General features: G+C 42.5%; 4 protein-coding genes. All 4 read right to left on the reverse strand.

Annotated features, from left to right (window positions below; translation table 11 throughout):
- Positions 1-70: 70 nt before the first annotated feature.
- The 4 genes from BV372_RS29545 to BV372_RS29560 all read right to left on the reverse strand — a co-directional run bounded on the left by BV372_RS29545 (position 71) and on the right by BV372_RS29560 (position 3,613).
- A complete protein-coding gene (locus BV372_RS29545; RefSeq protein WP_086690257.1) occupies positions 71-1,618 on the reverse strand; it encodes a hydantoinase B/oxoprolinase family protein in 1,548 nt (515 codons plus the stop codon).
- 79 nt (positions 1,619-1,697) lie between these two features.
- Complete coding sequence (locus BV372_RS29550; RefSeq protein WP_086690259.1) at positions 1,698-2,534, reverse strand: RNA methyltransferase; 837 nt, start codon at positions 2,532-2,534, stop codon at positions 1,698-1,700.
- A 385-nt stretch (positions 2,535-2,919) separates the two neighbouring features.
- Positions 2,920-3,303 (reverse strand): hypothetical protein, encoded by a 384-nt coding sequence (locus BV372_RS29555; RefSeq protein ID WP_086690261.1) that lies wholly within the window; start codon positions 3,301-3,303, stop codon positions 2,920-2,922.
- Entirely contained in the window at positions 3,287-3,613 is a 327-nt protein-coding gene (locus BV372_RS29560) for a hypothetical protein (RefSeq protein WP_086690263.1), read from the reverse strand. The genes BV372_RS29555 and BV372_RS29560 overlap by 17 nt, the downstream gene beginning before the upstream one ends.
- Positions 3,614-3,750: the final 137 nt, after the last annotated feature.

Consider the following 3,750-nt stretch of genomic DNA (forward strand, 5'->3'; position numbering starts at 1 on the left):
TTACTTATGAATAATCGACTCAAACTGATAAAAGTTGCTGTTTTTAGCTAAAAAGATTGAGATTTGCACTTCACCTATAACCAAAACCTCCCCCCCCAGGTGTTTCGATCGCAAAAACATCTCCAGGTTGCATCTCAACTGTTGCAGTACTGTCTAAATTCTCTTGGGTTCCATCCTGACGCTGTATCCAGTTGCGTCCGACTTGTCCTGCTTCTCCACCGTTTAATCCAAAGGGAGGAACACGGCGATGATTAGAAAGAATATTAGCTGTCATCGGTTCGAGAAATTTGATGCGGCGAATCACCCCGTTACCACCGGAATATTTTCCTTTACCGCCGCTATCGGGACGCAAACTAAAGCTTTCTACCAACACAGGATAACGGGTTTCTAAAACTTCTGGGTCGGTCAACAGGGAGTTAGTCATGTGGGTGTGGATTGCATCAGTACCATCAAAGTTAGCTCCTGCTCCCGAACCACCGCAAATGGTCTCATAATATTGATAACGCTGATTACCAAAAGTAAAATTATTCATGGTTCCTTGAGAAGCTGCGATCGCACCTAAGGCACCATATAAAGCATCAACTATAGTTTGGGATGTCTCTACATTACCCGCCACTACTGCTGCTGGATGAGTTGGGTTAAGCATACAGCCTTCAGGAATGATAATTTCCAAAGGTTTAAGACAGCCAGCATTCAGGGGAATACTATCATCAACTAAAGTACGAAAGACGTATAAAACTGCTGCTTGAGTGACAGCTTTAGGAGCATTAAAGTTACTATTTAGTTGCCCAGATGTGCCAGTAAAATCAATAATTGCACTGCGATTTTCTCGGTTAATGGTTACTTTAACTTCAATTTTTGCACCGCTATCCATTTCATAAATAAATGAGCCATCCTTGAGAATATCAATTGCTCTTCTAACTGACTCCTCTGCATTATCCTGCACAAATTTCATGTAAGCTTGGACTGTTTGTAGTCCGTATTGAGAAACCATTCTGTGAAGTTCTTGCAGTCCCCTTGCATTAGCAGCAATTTGTGCCTTGAAATCAGCTATGTTTTGAGAAGGGTTACGAGCAGGATAAGCATGATGTAGAAGTATCTCTCGTACTGCTGTTTCCCGAAAATTTCCCTGTTCAACTAAAAGAAAATTATCAAATAAGATTCCTTCTTCTTCTACTGTTGTACTGTGGGGAGGCATTGAGCCGGGAGTAATACCGCCAATATCAGCTTGGTGACCGCGAGAAGCAACATAGAAAATTATTTGGGTTCCATCTTCGTCAAAAATTGGGGTAATTGCAGTTACATCAGGAAGGTGTGTTCCGCCGTTATAAGGATTATTAGATAAATATACATTTCCTTGTTTTATAGTGTCGCCTTTATCATTAATTAAACTGCGGACACTTTCACTCATTGAGCCTAAATGTACAGGAATATGTGGGGCATTAGCAACTAATAATCCAGAAGCATCAAAGATAGCGCAAGAGAAATCTAAACGTTCTTTGATATTCACCGATGCTGCTGTATTTTGGAGAACAATCCCCATTTGTTCAGCAATAAATTGATAAAGATTCTTGAAAATTTCTAAGCGAACTGGGTCGGGTTTAGATGTTGTGTACATTTCTGACTCCTGTTATTGTAATTTTGCTGGGTTTCGCTGTTGCTCTACCCAGCCTACAATTATGATTAACTAATCGCACTCACGAGTGTATGGGAATAGATGATGTTCTCGATTTATAAATCTCGTACATCAACAGGCTTCCTGCTACAGCAAGATTGAGAGAGTCAACCGCACCTACCATCGGAATCCGCACCAGATGCTGACATAAGTCTCGCTGTTGTGAAGTCAAACCTTGGCGTTCCTCGCCGAGGAAAAGAAGAGTGGATTGGGGATAATTAAACTGATGAAAGTCAGCCATCCCATCCGGTGACGCACCAATAGTAGAACAGTCTTGATGACGTACCCAATGACGCAGCGCTGACAAGCTTGTGCGAACAAACTTCTGGTGAAAGAGTGAACCCATAGATGCGCGCACAACGTCGGGATCAAAAGGATCTACGCTTCCTCCAATGAAGATGAACCCAGCACCCCCCACCGCGTCTGATGTGCGAATCAAGGTTCCGAGATTTCCTGGTGAGCGAACAGTTTGCAGAGCTACCCAGCACAAGCCAGCTTGTGGTGAGATATCATGCAAATTGAACCAACGCTGATGAGCGATCGCACCAATACCAGAAGCGCGTTCAGTCTGGGATACACGTCGAAATTGTTCTGGTGTAACGCTGATACAAGGAACACCAGCACGACGAGATTTGCGAACTAGCTTCCGTGCTAGAGGTGCTGTTAGCAGTTTCTCGCTGAACACGATCGCGGAAATATCGAAACCGTTGTCAATTGCTTTTACAAAGTTACGCACACCCTCGACATAAAACAATCCTGAGGCGTGGCGATGTGCGCGGTCAAATTGGAGCTTTTCAACCTCGGTTAGGGTAGCCTCAACATCTAACCGTTCGTGGCTGGAATTTTTAACACCAGCCATCCTCCTTTAGCAGAAGCTCTTGGCCTGCTACATGAATAACTTGAATTAGCATGAGAGATTGCGGGAAACCATGCCGCAGACATCAAATCCGTTGCCATAGATATTAGCACGCGATCGCCTTACATCGATAGATACAAAATTGGCTGTTCTTATTCGATCCCTTCCTGGTTTTTGTAAATCTTCCTGTCGCTTGATTTAACATTTTAAGAGATTGGACGTTTTAAAATTTGCTGTACAGAACCATACATTTCACCTACCAAAGCTTCAAGTTCATGCTCTATAAGTAGTTGGACAAAATTAAATTCATTCGTGAAGGCAGGGAACAGGGAACAGGGAACAGGGAACAGGGAACAAGAAGAAAATCTGTGTAATTGATTCTGTTTAATTACTTATCTTCCCACCACCCAAGTTTACTTGTCCATTTCCCATTTGATAATTGTCTAGCAGCGTGAGTGGGTTCGCCATCCTCTGTAGCGTAGATTGCTATCTTCTCAAAACCAACTTCAAGCTCAGAATTATCGCAAAGTTCAAACATTAAGCTTTGGTATGCTTGGATAAAAGCTGACATAGTTAACTCTGCTGTTACGCCTTCTACCCAGTAATACATATTATCTGGATCTATTGGACTCCACCAACGATCATCCTCTCCCGCAGCCCAAGCAAAACAATTATATGATGTACTTTGCTTGCTAGTTACGAAATATTCAGTATGCGGTAAGTTGGGAAACTTGTTTTCTTTATAGCTTTCCAACCTACCATCTGTAGCCATTAGCTCTTCCCCATTTAATCCAAGCTTCAGCCATTTGCTGAAGTCTACCGCGCTGTTCTGGTTGAACAGGATTCGCTCCTGTAATTGCACTTAAAGCCCAAAACCAATGATCTGGCTCACGCTCAAGTTCCCGTAGAATTAAAGGTACAACAGGTTGTCCCATGCCGATGATTCTTTGATAAGCGGGATGCATTGATATTTTGGCAATAACAGAGAGCATTCCTGTTTCACGTCGCCATTGTTCTGCTAATTCTAAGAATGTAGTTTCTATTTCTGCGGTTTCAATAACCGGGTAAATGTAAGGTGGCATTATTGAAGTTGATTACAAAAGACTGATGGATATTGTTAATTATCTTGCTTTGTAGTGTGTGTTAGAGGTTGTTTTAAAAGTATTTGGCTGTGACTTTAGACACTTATTGATCCCCCCTACCCCCCTTAAAAAGGGGG

This window comes from Nostoc sp. T09 (genome assembly GCF_002154695.1).
In the GTDB taxonomy this organism is placed as follows: domain Bacteria; phylum Cyanobacteriota; class Cyanobacteriia; order Cyanobacteriales; family Nostocaceae; genus Aulosira.